22 protein-coding genes are annotated in these 16,311 nt (G+C 71.3%); 16 read left to right on the plus strand and 6 right to left on the minus strand.

Translation table 11 applies throughout. The annotated features are described in order from the left end of the window. Positions 1-59: 59 nt before the first annotated feature. From ACZ60B_RS21845 to ACZ60B_RS21860, 4 genes are all read right to left on the minus strand, one after another. Positions 60-269: a hypothetical protein gene (locus ACZ60B_RS21845; protein ID WP_469389370.1), complete on the minus strand. Its 210-nt coding sequence runs from the start codon at positions 267-269 to the stop codon at positions 60-62. A gap of 32 nt (positions 270-301) precedes the next feature. Further along, positions 302-1,525 carry a S1C family serine protease gene (locus ACZ60B_RS21850; protein ID WP_469389372.1) on the minus strand — a complete coding sequence of 408 codons (1,224 nt, stop codon included), beginning with the start codon at positions 1,523-1,525 and terminating at the stop codon, positions 302-304. Positions 1,526-1,687: 162 nt separating this feature from the next. Then, positions 1,688-2,710, minus strand: a complete 1,023-nt coding sequence (locus ACZ60B_RS21855; RefSeq protein WP_450662563.1) for a LacI family DNA-binding transcriptional regulator — start codon at positions 2,708-2,710, stop codon at positions 1,688-1,690. A 95-nt stretch (positions 2,711-2,805) separates the two neighbouring features. Beyond that, positions 2,806-3,585: a winged helix-turn-helix transcriptional regulator gene (locus ACZ60B_RS21860; protein ID WP_469389375.1), complete on the minus strand. Its 780-nt coding sequence runs from the start codon at positions 3,583-3,585 to the stop codon at positions 2,806-2,808. A 275-nt stretch (positions 3,586-3,860) separates the two neighbouring features. Here ACZ60B_RS21860 and ACZ60B_RS21865 point away from each other — a divergent pair, with 275 nt between their 5' ends. The 9 genes from ACZ60B_RS21865 (at position 3,861) to ACZ60B_RS21905 (ending at position 9,603) form a co-directional block, all read left to right on the plus strand. Beyond that, the gene (locus ACZ60B_RS21865; RefSeq protein WP_469389377.1) at positions 3,861-4,766 is read left to right on the plus strand and encodes an alpha/beta hydrolase family protein; all 906 of its coding nucleotides are present in this window, start codon (positions 3,861-3,863) and stop codon (positions 4,764-4,766) included. 39 nt (positions 4,767-4,805) lie between these two features. Beyond that, a complete protein-coding gene (locus ACZ60B_RS21870; RefSeq protein WP_152885628.1) occupies positions 4,806-5,060 on the plus strand; it encodes a MoaD/ThiS family protein in 255 nt (84 codons plus the stop codon). A gap of 8 nt (positions 5,061-5,068) precedes the next feature. Then, the gene (locus tag ACZ60B_RS21875) at positions 5,069-6,337 is read left to right on the plus strand and encodes a hypothetical protein (protein WP_469389379.1); all 1,269 of its coding nucleotides are present in this window, start codon (positions 5,069-5,071) and stop codon (positions 6,335-6,337) included. 203 nt (positions 6,338-6,540) lie between these two features. Further along, a complete protein-coding gene (locus tag ACZ60B_RS21880; RefSeq protein ID WP_469389381.1) occupies positions 6,541-7,278 on the plus strand; it encodes an LmeA family phospholipid-binding protein in 738 nt (245 codons plus the stop codon). Between the two features lie 198 nt (positions 7,279-7,476). Next, on the plus strand, positions 7,477-7,557 hold the full coding sequence (locus ACZ60B_RS21885) for an Ms5788A family Cys-rich leader peptide (protein ID WP_350751515.1): 81 nt from the start codon (positions 7,477-7,479) through the stop codon (positions 7,555-7,557). Positions 7,558-7,675: 118 nt separating this feature from the next. Continuing rightward, on the plus strand, positions 7,676-8,518 hold the full coding sequence (locus tag ACZ60B_RS21890) for a sulfurtransferase (RefSeq protein ID WP_469389383.1): 843 nt from the start codon (positions 7,676-7,678) through the stop codon (positions 8,516-8,518). Between the two features lie 42 nt (positions 8,519-8,560). Then, a complete protein-coding gene (locus ACZ60B_RS21895; protein ID WP_450662557.1) occupies positions 8,561-8,848 on the plus strand; it encodes a DUF1416 domain-containing protein in 288 nt (95 codons plus the stop codon). 103 nt (positions 8,849-8,951) lie between these two features. Then, the gene (locus ACZ60B_RS21900) at positions 8,952-9,212 is read left to right on the plus strand and encodes a DUF3099 domain-containing protein (RefSeq protein WP_469389385.1); all 261 of its coding nucleotides are present in this window, start codon (positions 8,952-8,954) and stop codon (positions 9,210-9,212) included. Positions 9,213-9,222: 10 nt separating this feature from the next. Next, complete coding sequence (locus tag ACZ60B_RS21905) at positions 9,223-9,603, plus strand: VOC family protein (RefSeq protein ID WP_469389387.1); 381 nt, start codon at positions 9,223-9,225, stop codon at positions 9,601-9,603. A gap of 28 nt (positions 9,604-9,631) precedes the next feature. On the opposite strand, the gene ACZ60B_RS21910 is transcribed toward ACZ60B_RS21905, so the two are convergent. Continuing rightward, positions 9,632-9,994 (minus strand): DsrE family protein, encoded by a 363-nt coding sequence (locus tag ACZ60B_RS21910; RefSeq protein ID WP_469389389.1) that lies wholly within the window; start codon positions 9,992-9,994, stop codon positions 9,632-9,634. 268 nt (positions 9,995-10,262) lie between these two features. Here ACZ60B_RS21910 and ACZ60B_RS21915 point away from each other — a divergent pair, with 268 nt between their 5' ends. From ACZ60B_RS21915 to ygfZ, 6 genes are all read left to right on the plus strand, one after another. Then, on the plus strand, positions 10,263-10,997 hold the full coding sequence (locus tag ACZ60B_RS21915; RefSeq protein WP_469389390.1) for a hypothetical protein: 735 nt from the start codon (positions 10,263-10,265) through the stop codon (positions 10,995-10,997). Continuing rightward, positions 10,994-11,860 carry a hypothetical protein gene (locus ACZ60B_RS21920; protein ID WP_469389392.1) on the plus strand — a complete coding sequence of 289 codons (867 nt, stop codon included), beginning with the start codon at positions 10,994-10,996 and terminating at the stop codon, positions 11,858-11,860. Before ACZ60B_RS21915 ends, ACZ60B_RS21920 begins: the two co-directional genes overlap by 4 nt. Next, a complete protein-coding gene (locus tag ACZ60B_RS21925) occupies positions 11,857-12,762 on the plus strand; it encodes a hypothetical protein (RefSeq protein WP_469389394.1) in 906 nt (301 codons plus the stop codon). The genes ACZ60B_RS21920 and ACZ60B_RS21925 overlap by 4 nt, the downstream gene beginning before the upstream one ends. 222 nt (positions 12,763-12,984) lie before the next feature. Further along, positions 12,985-13,560, plus strand: coding sequence for a heme-binding beta-barrel domain-containing protein (locus ACZ60B_RS21930; protein WP_469389396.1), 576 nt, complete (start codon positions 12,985-12,987; stop codon positions 13,558-13,560). 78 nt (positions 13,561-13,638) lie between these two features. Then, entirely contained in the window at positions 13,639-14,076 is a 438-nt protein-coding gene (locus tag ACZ60B_RS21935) for a Fur family transcriptional regulator (protein WP_469389398.1), read from the plus strand. A 9-nt stretch (positions 14,077-14,085) separates the two neighbouring features. Then, positions 14,086-15,051 (plus strand): CAF17-like 4Fe-4S cluster assembly/insertion protein YgfZ, encoded by a 966-nt coding sequence (gene ygfZ / locus ACZ60B_RS21940; RefSeq protein ID WP_469389400.1) that lies wholly within the window; start codon positions 14,086-14,088, stop codon positions 15,049-15,051. Positions 15,052-15,071: 20 nt separating this feature from the next. On the opposite strand, the gene dtd is transcribed toward ygfZ, so the two are convergent. Continuing rightward, a complete protein-coding gene (gene dtd, locus ACZ60B_RS21945) occupies positions 15,072-15,497 on the minus strand; it encodes a D-aminoacyl-tRNA deacylase (RefSeq protein ID WP_469389402.1) in 426 nt (141 codons plus the stop codon). Positions 15,498-15,700: 203 nt separating this feature from the next. Here dtd and ACZ60B_RS21950 point away from each other — a divergent pair, with 203 nt between their 5' ends. Beyond that, positions 15,701-16,291 carry an RsiG family protein gene (locus tag ACZ60B_RS21950; RefSeq protein ID WP_469389404.1) on the plus strand — a complete coding sequence of 197 codons (591 nt, stop codon included), beginning with the start codon at positions 15,701-15,703 and terminating at the stop codon, positions 16,289-16,291. Positions 16,292-16,311 lie beyond the last annotated feature (20 nt).

The following is a 16,311-nucleotide window of genomic DNA, read 5'->3' on the forward strand; positions in this document are numbered from 1 at the left end:
CTCGCATGATTCCCGGCCGGGGCGTGAAGGAAGCGGGCGGCGGGCCGGACCGGCCACGCTCAGCCGTGGACCGCGGTCAGCCGCTTCAGCGGCACCTTGCGGCGGTGCGGACGGGCCGCGGAGGTGCGCAGGCCCATCAGCTCGGGGGCCACCTCGGGCGCCCGGGGCGTCGGCGCCGACGGTGCGTTCAGCTCGTACGCCACTTCGAGGGCCAGGGCGAAGCCGGCCGGGTCGATGCCGGCCGCCGGGTGCGAAACCTGCTGGATCATGCCGTACTCCCTTGCGTGTGCGGCGGGCCGGATCAGCTGTCGGAGCCGCCCGCCCGCAGGCCGGCCAGGTCGGCCTTGACCGTGTTGATCGGGATGGCGAAGCCGAGACCGACGCTGCCGGCGCTGGACGAGGAGGTGGAGTCCGCGGCCGAGTACATGGCGGAGTTGATGCCGATGATGTTGCCGTTCATGTCGATCAGCGCGCCGCCGGAGTTGCCGGGGTTGAGCGAGGCGTCGGTCTGGAGCGCCTTGTAGGTCGTCGTCGAGGTGCCGGTGTCGCCGTTGAACTGGCGGCCGCCGAACTCGAACGGCCACTGGCCGTTGCCGCCGCCCTGTCCCTGCTGGCTCTGGCTCTCGTCGGTGGAGACGGTCACGTCCCGGTCCAGGGCGGAGACGATGCCGCTGGTGACGGTGCCCGTCAGGCCCTCGGGGGAGCCGATCGCCACGACCTCGTCGCCGACCTGGACCCCGTCGGAGTTGCCGAGGGTCGCCACCGTCAGGCCGGAGGCGTTCTCCAGCTTGATCAGGGCGAGGTCCTTCTTGCTGTCGGTACCGACGACCTGGGCGGTGTACTCCTTGCCGTCGCTCGTCGCCACCTTGATCGACGAGGCGCCGGAGATGACGTGGTTGTTGGTGACGATCTCGCCGTCGCTGGTGACGATCACCCCGGAGCCGGTCGAGGAGCCGTTGCTGAGCGTGGCCTTGACCTCGACGATGCTCGGGCTGACCGCCGCGGCGACCCCGGAGACCGTGCCCCTCTTGGCGGAGGGCACCACGTTGGTGCTGGTGGAGCTGGAGGAGACCGAGTCCTTGCCGGTGAGCTCCTGGATGCCGTAGGCCGTGCCGCCGCCCACGACCGCGGCGATGATCGCCACGGCGGCGAGCAGGGCGACCGTGCCGCGGTTGCGCTGCTTCTTCGGCGCGGGCCCGGCGGGCACGGCGGCGAGGAGAGCGGTGTCGCCGCCGTGGCCGGCACCGGAACCGGAGCCGTCCGCCGCGAAGCCGGCGAAGTCGACCGGGGCGGTGGGGGTGGCGGGGGCGGTGGCCGAGAAGGACTGGGCCGGCCACACCGTGGTGCCGGGCTCCACCGTCACCGGCTCGGTCGACGGCTGTGCGGGCCGGTGGGCCGGCGGGGGCGGCCACTCCGGGTCCACGGGGGAGGAGGCGTGCTGCTGCTGCTGGGGGTACGCCGGCTGCTGCTGGTCGCCCTGGTAGGGGTTCTCGTACTCGCCGCTGCGGCGGAAGCTCTCGGTCATGAGGAGAGCCTCCCGCCCCACGATGAGAGCTTCCTGAGTGCTCCCTGAGAAGGCGGGTAGAACCTCGTATGCCCGATATGAAGCGGGTTCCCCCGGCCGGGCGAGTCCTCTCAGGAGAGTCTCAGAAACGCCCCGGACCGGGGGCGGCGGACGTGCCGAAGCTCACTCGCAGCCGCAGGACCGGCGGGCGACCAGCTTCGAGGGGAACACCTTCAGCCGCTCCCGTCGCGACCCGGCGACCCGCAGCCCGTCGTCCAGCACCAGGTCCACCGCCGCCCGGGCCATCGCCGAACGGTCCGAGGCGATCGTGGTCAGCGGCGGATCCGCCAGCGCCGCCTCCTTGATGTCGTCGAAGCCGGCCACCGCGAGCTCTCCCGGCACGTCCAGACGCAGCTCGCGCGCCGCCCGCAGCAGGCCGATCGCCTGGTCGTCGGTGGAGCAGAAGACGGCCGGGGGCCGCCGGGGACCGGACAGGATGTCGAGGGCGACCTTGTAGGCGTCGTAGCGGTTGTACGGCGCCTCGAAGAGCCGGCCCTCCGTCGATATCCCGGCCTCGTCCATGGCGCGCCGCCAGCCCTCGACGTGGTCGGAGACGGGGTCGCCGACCGCGGGGGTCTCCGCGGTGCCGCCCAGACAGGCCACGTACTCGTAGCCGTGCTCCAGCAGATGGCGTACGACGTGCTGGGCACCGCCCAGGTCGTCCAGGACGACGGCGACGTCGTCGATGGCCTCGGGCCGCTCGTGCAGCAGGACCACCCGGGCGTCCCAGGCCTCGATCTCGGCGGCGGCCAGGTCGTTGAGCGCGTGGCTGACGAGGATCAGGCCGGATACGCGCATCCCGAGGAAGGCCCGCAGATAGTGGACCTCGCGTTCGCCGATGTAGTCGGAGTTGCCGACGAGCACCATTTTCCCGCGCTCGGAGGCGGCCTGCTCGACCGCGTGCGCCATCTCCGCGAAGAACGGCTGGCGCGCGTCCGGCACGATCAGGCCTATGAGGTCGGTGCGCCGGGACGCCATCGCCTGGGCCACCCGGTCGGGCCGGTAGCCCAGTTCCTTGATGGCGGCGAGGACACGCTCGCGCGTGGCCGGGGCGACCGGCCGGGGTCCGTTGTTGATGACGTAACTGACCACCGCGGTGGAAGTCCCCGCCAGTCGCGCCACATCATCCCGAGTCACCTTGGCCACGCGCGGAGTCTACGCGGATGGATCCGTGCCGGGCAGGGCGTATCAGAGCTTGGTCGCGCGCCTGCGACGCTCCGGACACCCCGCCCGAGCGCCCGCTACGCCTCCGCCCCGACCCCGGTGCTGTCCAGGGCGGCCGTCTCGTCCGCATCCTCCGGCTTTGCCTTGGCGGCCTTCGCCTTCGCCTCGTCCGAGGAGCGGTCGGCCTTCTCGGGAGTAACGAATCGATAACCGACGTTCCGGACGGTTCCGATCAGCGACTCGTGCTCGGGGCCGAGCTTGGCGCGCAGCCGCCGTACGTGCACGTCCACGGTCCGGGTGCCACCGAAGTAGTCGTAGCCCCAGACCTCCTGGAGCAGCTGTGCGCGGGTGAACACCCGGCCCGGGTGCTGCGCCAGGTACTTCAGGAGCTCGAACTCCTTGAAGGTGAGGTCGAGGACGCGCCCCTTGAGCTTGGCGGAGTACGTCGCCTCGTCGACCGACAGGTCGCCGTTGCGGATCTCCATCGGGGAGTCGTCGTTGACGATCTGCTGCCGGCCCATGGCCAGCCGCAGCCGGGCCTCGACCTCCGCCGGGCCGGCGGTGTCGAGGAGCACGTCGTCGATGCCCCAGTCGGCGGTCACGGCCGCGAGGCCGCCCTCGGTGACCACGAGGACGAGCGGGCAGCCGGGCCCCGTGGACCGCAGCAGCTGACACAGGCTGCGGACCTGGGGCAGGTCCCGTCGTCCGTCGATCAGGATGACGTCGGCGCCCGGGGTGTCGACCAGGGCGGGGCCTTCCGCGGGGGCCACTCGCACGTTGTGCAGGAGCAGGCCGAGAGCGGGAAGCACCTCCGTCGACGGCTGAAGGGCATTGGTCAGGAGCAGCAGAGAACTCATCGCACGCCACCTGCCTGGATCGTCGTCACATGTTCGTGCAAGGTTCGCTCGCCCATAACGTCTCGTTCCTCCTCGGTCCCTGCGAGGACGTTTGCGGCACTGCCTCCTACTGTGCGGCTCCCGCTCCTCTGGGACCCGCCACGACTCCAGGGAGCCGAGGTGTGCCGAAGGCCCCGTACACCTGCGGTTTCCCGCTTTGCATACAAAGCTCCCGAAAGCACGAAAGGACCCGGGGGCTTCACTGCCCGAGTCCTCTGTCCAGCAGAATAGCCCACATGAGCATCAGTCCGGCAGGTCATGAGGCGCGTTCCACCGTTCGTCCGAATCCCGAGACGAGCAGACCTGCACCATTGCGGACGTTTCTGCACACCGTCGACGGTGTGACGATCGATTCCGTATACAACCCGCCGGCGGTTGTATACGACGACGGTCCGCCACCCGCCCGTGACCTCGTGTTCGTCGTGGCGCACGGTTTCACCGGCGCCGCGGACCGGCCGCACGTTCGCCGGGTGGCGAAGGCGCTCGCGCGGTACGGAGCCGTCGTCACGTTCTCCTTCCGCGGCCACGGGTCCTCGGGCGGACGGTCCACGGTGGGGGACCGGGAGGTGCTCGACCTGGCGGCCGCGGTGGAGTGGGCCCGCGGGCTCGGGCACGCGCGCGTGGTCACCGTCGGCTTCTCGATGGGCGGCTCGGTGGTGCTGCGGCACGCGGCGTTGTACGGCCCGGAGCGCGAGGGGGGCACGGACGCCGTGGTCTCGGTCAGCGCCCCGGCCCGCTGGTACTACCGGGGCACGGTCCTCATGCGCCGGGTGCACTGGCTGGTGACCCGGCCCGAGGGCCGTCTGGTCTGCCGCCTCGGCCTGCGCACCCGTATCCACCACCGCGACTGGGACCCGGTGCCGCTGTCCCCGGTGGAGGCGGTGCCGCGGATCGCGCCCAGGCCGCTGCTGATCGTGCACGGCGACCGGGACGGCTACTTCCCCGTCGACCACCCCCGGATGCTGGCCGCGGCCGCCGGCGAGCACGGAGAGCTCTGGCTGGAGCCCGGCATGGGCCATGCCGAGCACGCGGCGGACGAGGAACTGCTGCGCCGGATCGGCGGCTGGGCCGCGGCGTCGGCCCCGGTCCCGGCGCCGGGGCCGGGTGTCCTGGGCGGGCGGGAATTTGACGGCAGGGCCTAGCCTGATCGTGTTCACAGCCGAACCGACTCGAGGGACGAGATGGCAAAGGGCACGGTGCGCTACTGGGCCGCCGCCAAGGCCGCGGCCGGGGTCGCCGAGGAGCCGTACGACGCGGCCACGCTCGCCGGGGCGCTCGACGCCGTCCGGGAGCGACACCCCGGCGAACTGACGCGTGTCCTGCGACGATGCTCGTTCCTCGTCGACGGGGACCCCGTCGGCACCCGCGGGCATGAGACGGTACGGCTGGCCGAGGGCGGCACGGTCGAGGTGCTCCCGCCGTTCGCAGGAGGATGACCCCACCGATGACCGACCAGCCGTACGAGCCCCACGAGGGGACCCCGTACGAGGGCTACGCCCCGTACGCGCAGCAGCCGCACCACCAGCAGCAGCCGCACCATCACCAGCAGCAGCCGCACCCGGCCCACCAGCAGGCGCATCAGCAGGCACACCAGTCCCAGCAGGCCTGGTCGGGCCGGCAGCACCAGCCCCACCCGTACGACGACCAGCAGCACACGCAGCAGTGGCAGGGGCAGACCTGGGAGACCCAGACGCAGCCCCCGGTCCCCGCGGCCCCCGTGACGGAGACGGCGTACCTGCCGCCCGTCGGGCAGGCGCCCCAGGGACATCAGGCACATCAGGCGCAGCCGCAGCCGCGGCAGGGCTACCAGGAGCCGTCGGCGGGCACGGGCGGCTGGTCCGCCCCGCGGACCGCCGCCCCGGCCGAGCCCGCCGCCCGGCCCGCCGCCGGTGAAGGCGACGGCGGCGCGGCGGGGGGACCCACCTACGGTCCCGCCACCCTGGCGGGCAACGCCCGTGTCACCGACGCCCAGCGCGCCCGTCTCGAAGGCCGTTCCCCGGTCATCGAGCCCGGGATGCAGCCCGCCGCGCTCACCGCGCTGCTCGGCCTGCTGCTCGCGGGCGCCGCGGCCGTCGGCTCGTACGCGCTGCTCGTCCCGCTCGTCGCCCTCCAGGCCGTCACCGCGGCGGGCTGGTTCCGGCTGAACGGGATGTGGCCGGCCAGGCAGGGCATCGCGCTCGCCTTCCTGGGCGCGCTGGTCTCGGACGTGGCGGTGTTCGCGGCCGGCCGTGAGCACGGGCCCGCCGCGATCCTCGGCACCCTCGGTGTGTGGGTGCTGCTCTGCCTCGTCCTGGGCCTGCGCTCGCACGCCGACCCGGACGAGCGGATGTACGGCCTGATGGCGGGCGTCGCCTCGGCCGCCCTGGCCATCGTGGCGACCGGGTACCTCGCCGCCGAGGCGGACGTGGTGTCGGTCGGCGCCGCCGCGGTGGCGGTGGCGGTCCTGGCCCGTGCGCTGCCGCTGCCGACCCCGGCCTCGGTGGTCGTGTCGCTGCTGGCGGCGGCGGGTGCCGGTGTCGCGGCCGGCGGGATGACGGACCTCGGCGCGAAGGGTGCGCTGCTCGGCGCCGGTGCCGCGGTCTGCGCGCTGATCGGCCACCGGGTCGCCAGCTACGACTACCCGTCCCGGTTCGTGCACTTCACGGCGGGCGTGGCCCTGCCGCTGGCGGCCGCGGCCCCGGCGGTCTACGTACTGGGCCGGGCGCTCGGCTAGGCGAGCTCCAGGAGAGACGGTCCGGGGGCGGCCCGGGGACGGTTCAGGCCGTTCCCGGGCCGCCCCCGGACCGTTTCCGCAGGACGATCCGGTGGTCGTGGCATGTCACAGATGATCGACAATTCTGCGACGGTCCCGCGTGCCGGGGCTACGGTGGCAGTCGTCCTTGCTGACCGACCGTCAAGGTGGGGGAGAACACCGAAATGCGTGCGCTGCGAATACTTGTGATCCTCGTCGTGATCCTGGGTGTGCTCTTCGTCGTCGTGGACCGGGTCGCCGCGCACTTCGCCGAGGGCGAGGTGGCGGACAAACTGAGGACGAGCGAGGGACTGGCCGGCACCCCGGACGTCTCCATCAACGGCTTCCCGTTCCTCACCCAGGTCGCGGGCGGCGAGCTGGACGACGTCGAGATCGGCATCAAGGACTACGAGGCGGCCGCGGGCAGCGGCGCCGAGAAGATCCGTATCGACGACCTGAAGGCGCACATGAAGGGCGTCGCCTTCTCGGGCGACTACAGCTCCGCCACCGCGGCCACCGCCACCGGCACCGCGACGATCTCCTACGACGAGTTGCTCAAGGCCGCCAAGTCCGAACCCACCGAGGTCGGGCCCGGGGTGAGCGCCCAGGTCGTGGGCCTGTCCGACGGCGGCAACGGCAAGATCAAGGTGATGGTCGACGCGACCCTCCTCGGCGTCAAGCTGCCCCGCCCGGTGCCCGTCCTGAGCACGGTCACGGTCAAGGGCGACAGCGTGCGGGTGCGCGCGGACTCGCTGCCCGGCCAGCTCGGCGCCGGCCTCGCCGAGAAGTCGGTCCGCTCGATCACCGACTTCCAGCAGGCCATCCAGGACCTGCCGGGCGGCGTCCGGCTGGACAAGGTCGAGCCGACGAGCGGCGGGGTGGAGATCTCGGTACAGGGTTCGAACGTCAGGCTGGCCGGGTAGGACGACGTCCGGCGGACACCAGCCGTCCGACAGGCGAGACGCCCCGGTCCGCGGGGCAGGAGCGGCAGTACACGCAGGCGCCCGGGAGCCGTGCCACGGCGGTCCGGGCGCCTTTCTCGTCCCATAATATGGACGATCGCGTCTCAAAATACGACACGCCGGTGACATGCCGGGCGGTCCGTCCCTACGATCGAGTCCATGAAGCGACAGGCGGACCTCACGAAGCGGCGGGCAGTAGACCTGTGCCGCGTCGCCGCCATGCTCTGTCGCCCCTTCTGAGCGGAAGCACCGACTTCCACGTCCCCTGCCCTGGCCTGGGCATCCGTGCGCCCCCTTCACGTGTGTGCGCACCCCTCTCACTTGCACGCCCGCCGCAACTGCCCGGAGGAGAAAGAGCATGAGCCGCCGCAGCGAGGTCCTGGTCGACGCCGACTGGGTCCAGGAACACCTGGACGACCCGAGCATCGCCATCGTCGAGGTCGACGAGGACACGTCCGCGTACGAGAAGAACCACATCCGGAACGCGATCCGGATCGACTGGACCAAGGACCTCCAGGACCCGGTCCGCCGTGACTTCGTCGACCAGGACGGCTTCGAGAAGCTCCTGTCGGCCAAGGGCATCGCCAACGACACGCTGGTGATCCTCTACGGCGGCAACAACAACTGGTTCGCGTCCTACGCCTACTGGTACTTCAAGCTGTACGGCCACGAGAACGTCAAGCTCCTCGACGGCGGCCGCAAGAAGTGGGAGCTGGACGCCCGCGAGCTGGTCGAGGAGGTGCCCGAGCGCACCGAGACCTCCTACCAGGCCAAGCCGCAGAACAAGGCCATCCGCGCCTTCCGCGACGACGTCGTGGCGGCCATCGGCACGCAGAACCTGGTCGACGTCCGCTCGCCCGACGAGTTCTCCGGCAAGCTGCTCGCCCCGGCGCACCTGCCGCAGGAGCAGTCGCAGCGTCCGGGCCACGTCCCGACCGCCCGCAACATCCCGTGGTCGAAGAACGCCAACGACGACGGCACCTTCAAGTCGGACGACGCCCTCAAGGAGCTGTACGCCGACGAGCAGGTGGACCTGGCCAAGGACACCATCGCCTACTGCCGGATCGGCGAGCGCTCGGCCCTGACCTGGTTCGTCCTGCACGAGCTGCTCGGTGTCGAGAACGTCAAGAACTACGACGGCTCGTGGACCGAGTACGGCTCCCTCGTGGGTGTGCCGATCGAGCTCGGCGCCAACAAGTAAGCAATCCGACCGACCGTTCATCACCCCCTTCAGGAGTACGACATGTGTGGAGCGAAGGCCGGCGGCCCGGACGCCTCGACGATCAAGCCCGGTGAGACCACGATCCAGGGTCAGGTGACGAAGGACGGCGAGCCCGTGGTCGGCTACGTCCGCCTGCTGGACTCGACCGGTGAGTTCACCGCCGAGGTCCCGACCTCGGCCACGGGCCAGTTCCGTTTCTACGCGGCCGAGGGCACCTGGACGCTGCGCGCCCTCGTCCCCGGCGCCACCGCCGACCGCACGGTCGTCGCCGAGCAGGGTGGCCTCGCCGAGGTCGCGATCGCGGTCTGAGCGACGCGCTTGACCACCGAAGGGCCGCATCCCGCGGGTTGGACGCCTGGGGTGCGGCCCTTCGGCGTGCGCGCTCCCAGGTGCGCGGTCCTACGCTGGAGGTATGTACGCGCGGCGGCGGCACGTCTACTTCGCCATGATGGGGTTCTGCATCGGCCTCTTCGTCCTGGCGTGGGCGGTCGTGCGCCTGTGGTCGGTCCCGGCGGCCGTGGGCATGTGCGTGGTGGCCATGGTCATACCGCCGCTCGCCGCGATGGTGGCGAACCGCCGCGGACCCGAGGACCGCTGGTGGGACGACCCCTCGGGCGACCGCGAGTCCGACGAGTGGTGGGACGAGCTGGACGGGAAGAAGCGGCCCCGGTAGGAAGACCCGCATGTCTCCCACAAGGCTGTCGACCGTCGTGCTGGACGCCTTCGACGCGCATGGACTGGCCGGGTTCTACCTCCGTCTGCTCGGCTACGAGGTGCGCGAGGAGGAGCCCGACTGGGTGCTCATCGGCCCGCCGCCGGGCACGCCGGGCATCGCCCTCTCCTTCCAGACCGAGCCGGACCACGTCCCGCCCGTCTGGCCCGCGCCCGGGCCCGGCGGGCAGCGGATGATGCTGCACCTGGACATCGAGGTCGACGACCTCGCGGCCGAGACGGCACGGGCCGTCGCGGCGGGGGCCGCGCTCGCCGAGTACCAGCCCCAGGACGACGTCCGGGTGTTCCTCGACCCGGCCGGACACCCGTTCTGCCTGTGGGTGGCGTCGTGACGCCTGTCCGGCCGTTCCCGCCGGTGCGTCAGTAGACGAGCGCCTGGGTCTCGTCGCCCAGCGCCTCCTGCACGAACACCTGCGCGCCCGCGATCCGTACGCCCTCGACGACGTCCTTCTCCGTGATGTCCCGGCGGGCCGCGCACTGGGTGCACAGGGTCAGCCGGCCGCCGGCCAGGACCGCGTCGATCAGGTCCGGCAGCGGCGCCGCGTGCGGCAGCTCGAACTCGGCCGCCCGGCCGGGCAGCGCGAACCACGAGGACTCGCCGGTCAGCCACAGGGAGACCTCGACCCCGCTGGCCACGGCCACCGCCGCGACCGTGAATGCCTGAGAGCAGCGTTCGGGCGCGTCGGCCCCCGCCGTCACCTTGATCACGAGCTTCTTCGCCATGGCTGAATCGTAATCAACTTCCTTACAACTGCCTGCATCCACCATGGGTCTCCTGTGGAGCGCGTATGTGGAATTCGCGCTTCATGCGCTGAGGGGGGATGTTGTGGAAGATCCCGAAAGAGCCGAAGAGGCAGTGAACGGCATGGGGACCGCCGGGGTGGCGGAGACGGCAGAGGCGGGGACGACGGCCGGGGCGGCCGAAGAGACGGAAGCAGCCGAAGAGACGCAAGCAGCGGGGGCGGCGGGGGCAGCGGCGGAGACGGAAGCCGTGGCTGAAGCCGGATCGCCTCGCCTCCGCCGTCGTGGCCGCACGACGGCGATGATCGCCGGGGCCGCGGTGCTCGGTTCCGTCGCCGGCACCTGCGTGGGCTATCTCGTCCAGGCGGACCGCGCCCCCACCGCGCTGCCCTCGCTCTCCCAGGCCGTGGTCAAGCAGGCCGAGGGCGAGGTCGCACCGCTGTCCGCGACGCAGGACCGCAAGGTGAAGATGGACGGAGACCTGCGCAAGCTGCTGCTCGACCGGCCCAAGGGGACGAAGGAGATCCCCATGGGCGATGACGGCTGGGAGGACCTGGCCCAGTACGCGGACCGGTACGAGAATCCGGTCAACGTGTTCAACAATCTTGCCGAGGACGAGTTCCGGCGCACGGCCGCCACCTCCTGGCGGTCGGGCAGTACGTACAGCGTCGAGATCCTGCTCACGCAGTTCCGGCAGGAGAGCAAGGCGGCGGCGTCCGAGTGGTCCGACAACGGCCACTACTGGGCCGAGAAGGAAGGACACACCCGCGACTGGCCCGTCCCCGGCACCGGGGACGGGAACGGGAACGGAACGGCGTACGTCCACGACACACCCGACCGGAAGCCCGGCTACCTCCCGCTCTACACGGCCGAAGCGCATGCCTGGCGCGGCGACGTCTACATGGAGATCTGGATCAACGACAGCAAGCCGATCCCCAAGGCGAAGATCATGGACCTGGCCGAGCGGCAGATGGGCAAGCTGTGAGCGAGAACCCCGAGAACCCCGGCGCTCCTGAGCCCCCCGAGGCCGTCGAAGGCACCCTCGGCGAGACGGCCGTCGGCTCCGTGGCCGGGAAGGCCACCCGTAGGGTCCGCCCCGGCCGTGTCGCCGCCGTCGCTGGAACCGTACTGCTGGCCTGCGCGCTCGTCGGCGGGGTCGGATACACCGTGGTGACCGTCCAGGGCGCCGACCGCGACCCGGGCAAGCCCACCTGGAAGAACCCCGCGTCGGTCACGGGCGACGACAAGGACGGCAGGGGCGGCAAGAGCGCCCGGTCAGGGGCGGGGCTGAGCGCCCTGTTCCTGCCGTTCGGAACCGACGGCTACCAGCCCGGGCCGGACAACCAGGAGTTCGGTTACGACGCCGAGTTCGGCGAGGCGCAGGCCAACGCCCTGCGCAAGGAGGCGATCAAGGGCCTGCCCAGCGCCACCCGCCGGGAGCTGGAGAAGGCGATCGACAAGGAGCAGATCAAGGGCACGGCGATGCGGAGCTACCTCCGCCTGCGGGACTATTCCAACGACTGGCACACGTTCACGATCGACGTCACCCTGTCGCGGCTGGCGAACCCCGGTGCCGTACGCCGACAGGTGACCTCCTTCAACACCTTCCTCGGCGCCACGGACCTCTTCCGCAAGGGCCCGAAGATCGCGGGCCACAAGGACGCGGAGTGCTACCTGACCCCCAAGGGCAAGGACGAGGACCTGGGGAGCGCGTTCTGCGCCGGGTACGTGGGAGACGTGGTGGTCAACGTCGTCGTGGACGGCCAGGGCCCGATCCCGGGGAAGCTCGTCGCCGATTTCCTCACCTCGCAACTCGACCGTATCGACGACCCGGGACAGGCCGTATGACCGAGCAGACGCAGGCTCCCGAAGCGACCGTCGAACAGGCCGCCGCGGCCGCCGGGACATCGGCTGCGGCCACCCCCGAGGCGACTGCCGAGCAGGTCCCGATCGCTCTGCCGGTCGCCGAGCGGCCGGCCGTCCCGAAGGACCGCCGTGTGCTGCGGGCCGTCCTGCGCTGGACCGCCGTGGTCACGGTCTTCGCGGCGTTCGGAGCGGGTACGGCGTACGGGATCACGCGCATGGAGCGCACCGACGTACCCGGTCTCGCCACCGCGTCGGACGGTCGCTGGGCATACCCGGAGATCACCCGGCCGCCGCTGCCGTCGGGCAGTCCGCATCCGCAGGACCCCAAGAACTGGGCCCGCGCCCACTACGCGGACCTGCGCGGTCTGGTGCTGCCCGCACCCGCGGGGGCGACGGAGGACAAGGCCCTGCGGGGCACGGACGGCTGGCTGCCGACGAAGGACTTCCTGGCGATGTACGAGGCCCAGAAGGACCGGGACGAGGCCGGCCAGTTGCTGGCGGACAACGGGCTGCGGCACGTGGCGGCCCGCGGCTGGACCGCCCAGGACGGCACCCGCACCGCCGTCTACCTGTTGCAGTTCGATACGGGAACGGTGGCCGACAACGTCTTCGGGAAGTTCACCCAGTACGACGCCCCCGAGTTCGTCGCGCGCGGCACGACCGAGGTGCGGTTCGACGACACGTACCCGATCGAGGCCGACGTCACCGGCGGCGTCACGCGCAACACCTACGACGAGATCGAGCCGTACGGCGCGGAGCAGGTACGGCAGGCCTACCTGAGCGCCGGGGACGTCATCGCCGTGATCGTGCAGTCCCGCAAGGGGACAGCGGCCGCCGTTCCCTTCCAGCAGACCGTCGCCCTGCAGAGCGAACTGCTCGGCTGACCCACAGGGCGTACCTCACGGAGAGGGCCGGGGTCCAGCCGCGTAAGCTGGGTCCCGGCCTTGTCTACGTGCGCAACCACGCTCATCCCAAGGAGCATCCGTGGAGATCTTCTTCGAAACCCTGCTGGTCCTGGTCTGCGTCGGCGTCCTCGCCTTCGCCGGGCTGACCGTGAAGAAGCTGTACCAGGGCCAGCGCTGATCAACCTCTAGGGACTGCCACTCATGATCGAGATCCCGTCGGACCTGCACAAGGACCTCGTCCCGCTCGCCTTCCTGCTCGGCTCCTGGGCCGGCGCGGGCGTGCACGACTTCCCCGGCTCCGAGAAGTGCAACTTCGGCCAGGAGGTCACCTTCACGCACGACGGCCGGGACTTCCTGGAGTACCGCTCCCACACCTGGGTCCTGGACAACGACGGGAACAAGGTCAGCCCCCTGGAGTCGGAGTCCGGCTTCTGGCGCGTCGACGCCGACCGCAAGGTCGAGGTCACGATGACCCGCGACGACGGCGTCATCGAGATCTGGTACGGCGAACTGGCCGACAAGAAGCCGCAGATCGACCTGGTCACGGACGCGGTGGCGCGGACCGCCGCCTCCCGTCCGTACACCGGTGGCAAGCGCCTGTACGGCTACGTCAAGAGCGACCTCATGTGGGTCGGCGAGAAGCAGACCCCCGAGGTCGAGCTGCGCCCCTACATGTCCGCCCACCTGAAGAAGGCCGTCACCCCGGAGGAGGTCGAACGCTGGGCCAAGGCCCTGCCGGACGACATGCCGGACGACGGGATCGCCTTCTTCAAGTAGCCCCGCCGGCCAGGTTCGGGCCGCCCGGGACTCTGTCGCACGAGCCGTGACCCGGCGAACCCACCCTAGACTGGGCGTGTGGTGAGCACCGACTGGAAGAGCGATCTCAGGCAGCGCGGCTACCGGCTGACGCCGCAGCGTCAGCTCGTGCTCGAAGCCGTGGACACCCTGGAGCACGCGACCCCCGACGACATCCTCGTGGAAGTGAGGAAGACGGCGTCGGGGGTCAACATTTCCACGGTCTACCGGACCCTGGAGCTCCTGGAGGAGCTCGGGCTGGTCAGCCACGCGCATCTCGGGCACGGCGCGCCGACGTACCACCTCGCCGACCGGCACCACCACATCCACCTCGTCTGCCGTGACTGCCAGAACGTCATCGAGGCGGACGTCGAGGTGGCCGCCGACTTCACCGCCAAGCTGCGCGAGACCTTCGGCTTCGACACCGACATGAAGCACTTCGCGATCTTCGGCCGGTGCAAGGACTGCACGCTCAAGAGTTCAATTACCAAGTCGTAGGCTGGGTCCATGAAGAGCCCTCTGCTGTCCCTGCCCGGCGCGGTCCCCGCCGAGGGCGTGGACGAAGGCGTCGCCGCCCACTACGGCGACCTGTTCCGCGAGCAGCGCGCCCTCGCCGACGGCACCGGATGCGTCGACCTCTCGCACCGCGGAGTCGTCGCCGTCACCGGCGAGGACCGGCTGAGCTGGCTGCACCTGCTGCTCACCCAGCACGTCAGCGACCTGCCGGCCGGCCAGGCCACCGAGGCGCTGATCCTGTCCGCGCACGGCCACGTCGAACACGCCCTGTACCTGGTGGACGACGGCACGACCGCCTGGGCCCACGTGGAGCCCGGCACCCAGGACGCGCTGATCGCGTACCTGGAGTCGATGAAGTTCTTCTACCGGGTGGAGGTCGCCGACCGGACCGCCGACCTCGCGGTCGTGCACCTGCCGGCCGGTTCGATCACCGAGGTGCCGGAGGGGGTCGTCGTACGCGAGACGGCGTACGGCCGTGATCTCCTCCTGCCGCGCGAGCGGCTGGAGGAGTACACGGCGAAGGCCGGCCCGCCGGTCGGGCTGCTCGCCTACGAGGCGCTGCGCGTCGAGCACCACCAGCCGCGCCTGGGCTTCGAGACCGACCACCGCACCATCCCGCACGAGCTGGGCTGGATCGGCACCGCGGTCCACCTCCAGAAGGGCTGTTACCGCGGCCAGGAGACGGTCGCCCGGGTCCAGAACCTGGGCAAGCCCCCGCGCCGTCTGGTCTTCCTGCACCTCGACGGCAGCGACGTCCACCTGCCCCCACACGGCACGGAGCTGCGGGTCGCGGACGAGGGCCCCGACGGCCGCAGGATCGGGTTCGTCACGACGTCCGTACGCCACCACGAGCTCGGCCCGATCGCCCTCGCGCTGGTGAAGCGGAACGTACCGGTGGACGCGCGGCTGCTGGCGGGGGAGACGGCGGCGGCCCAGGAAGTCGTCGTCGAGCCCTAGGGAACCCTCCAGGGAGCCCGCTAGATCTCCAGCAGGACGGTGAACGGGCCGTCGTTGGTCAGCGACACCCGCATCTGCGCGCCGAACCGGCCCGTCTCCACCGTCGCGCCCAGGGACCGCAGCTGGGCGACCACCTCGTCGACGAGCGGCTCGGCGACCTCGCCGGGGGCGGCCGCGTTCCAGGTGGGGCGGCGGCCCTTGCGGGCGTCGCCGTACAGGGTGAACTGGCTGATCACGAGGAGCGGCGCGGCGATGTCGCTGCACGACTTCTCGTCCTGGAGCATCCGGATCGACCACAGCTTGCGGGCGAGCCGGGCCGCCTTCTCCGGGGTGTCGTCGTGGGTCACCCCGACCAGGACGCACAGCCCCTCGCCGATGATCTCCCCGACCGTCCTGCCGTCGACGACGACGCTCGCGCCGTCCACTCTCTGCACCACTGCACGCATACGACCATCATGCCCGGCCGGGTGAACGGCCCGGCGGACAGCCCGGCGAGCGGTCCGATGAGCAGTGCGCGCAGGGTTGCTACCAGGTCTTTTTCGGTCCGTATACCCCCATCTGGGGCCGATCGGGTGCACTCGTTCCCATAGTGGCCGCTCGGGGTGGCACGATGGCGCCACACGCCGGTCGAGGGGACGGGTAGAGGCACATGAGCACACCGAGCACCGGGCTCACCGGGCAGTCGTCCACGGCTGCCCCCAGGCCGCCCGCGCAGCGCACCGACAGCCCGTGGCTGCCGGCCGAGCACGACCTGGCCGCGCTGAGCCTGGCCGAGCTGCGCACCCTGCGCCGGGACGCCCAGCGCGACGAGGCCGACCTCAGCTACATCCGGCGGCTGCTCCAGGGCCGGATCGACATCCTGCGCGCGGAGCTGGCCCGGCGCGGCCCGGCGTCCCCGGTGGACACCCCGGGCGGGGCGTCCGTCTTCGCCCGGCTCCCGGAGATCCTGGCCGACGCCCCGGCCCGGCACCGTTCCTCCGCCCGTCATGTCACGCTCGGCACCCCGCACAGCGAGGAGTACCGGCTGCTCGCCTCGGAGATGCTCGCCGAGGTCGAACTGTCGGACCTGGGCGCGCGCACCGACCCGGAACTGAGCGAGGCGATGGGCCGGCTCGTACGGTACGAGCAGCGGGTCTCCCGCCGCCGGCAGCAGTGGCAGCGGACGACGGACGACTGCAGCGCGGAGATCGCCCGCCGGTACCGCGAAGGGGAAGCCCAGGTCGACGACCTGCTCGTCTGACGCGTCCGGACAAATGCGCG

It is taken from the genome of Streptomyces sp. NPDC104096, from assembly GCF_055584385.1.